The organism is Streptomyces sp. NPDC054887, assembly GCF_053610585.1.
This window is the reverse complement of record NZ_JBSGYQ010000154.1, coordinates 1-1,048: the sequence shown is the minus strand read 5'-3', so window position 1 is coordinate 1,048 and position 1,048 is coordinate 1. Positions and strand designations below refer to the sequence as shown.

Below are 1,048 nucleotides of genomic sequence, written 5' to 3'. Positions count from 1 at the left end.
GTCGTGACTGCGTGCCTTTTGAAGAATGAGCCTGCGAGTTAGCGGTGTGTAGCGAGGTTAACCCGTGTGGGGAAGCCGTAGCGAAAGCGAGTCCGAACAGGGCGATTGAGTTGCACGCTCTAGACCCGAAGCGGAGTGATCTAGCCATGGGCAGGTTGAAGCGGAGGTAAGACTTCGTGGAGGACCGAACCCACCAGGGTTGAAAACCTGGGGGATGACCTGTGGTTAGGGGTGAAAGGCCAATCAAACTCCGTGATAGCTGGTTCTCCCCGAAATGCATTTAGGTGCAGCGTCGTGTGTTTCTTGCCGGAGGTAGAGCACTGGATAGGCGATGGGCCCTACCGGGTTACTGACCTTAGCCAAACTCCGAATGCCGGTAAGTGAGAGCACGGCAGTGAGACTGTGGGGGATAAGCTCCATGGTCGAGAGGGAAACAGCCCAGAGCATCGACTAAGGCCCCTAAGCGTACGCTAAGTGGGAAAGGATGTGGAGTCGCAGAGACAACCAGGAGGTTGGCTTAGAAGCAGCCACCCTTGAAAGAGTGCGTAATAGCTCACTGGTCAAGTGATTCCGCGCCGACAATGTAGCGGGGCTCAAGCGTACCGCCGAAGTCGTGTCATTCACACATATATCCCCAACGGGAGTGTGGATGGGTAGGGGAGCGTCGTGTGCCGGGTGAAGCAGCCGCGGAAGCGAGTTGTGGACGGTTCACGAGTGAGAATGCAGGCATGAGTAGCGATACACACGTGAGAAACGTGTGCGCCGATTGACTAAGGGTTCCTGGGTCAAGCTGATCTGCCCAGGGTAAGTCGGGACCTAAGGCGAGGCCGACAGGCGTAGTCGATGGACAACCGGTTGATATTCCGGTACCCGCTTTGAAACGCCCAGTATCGAATCCATTAATGCTAAGGCCGTGAAGCCGTTCCGGACCCTTCGGGGAAAGGAAAGTGGTGGAGCCGCCGGCCCAAGGTGGTAGTAGGTAAGCGATGGGGTGACGCAGGAAGGTAGTCCAGCCCGGGCGGTGGTTGTCCCGGGGTAAGGGTGTAGG

General features: G+C 57.3%; 1 rRNA gene. It reads left to right on the top strand.

Going from position 1 to position 1,048, the window contains the following annotated elements:
- Positions 1–1,048: ribosomal RNA gene (locus ACWGH0_RS34705) — 23S ribosomal RNA — on the top strand; the annotation flags it as partial.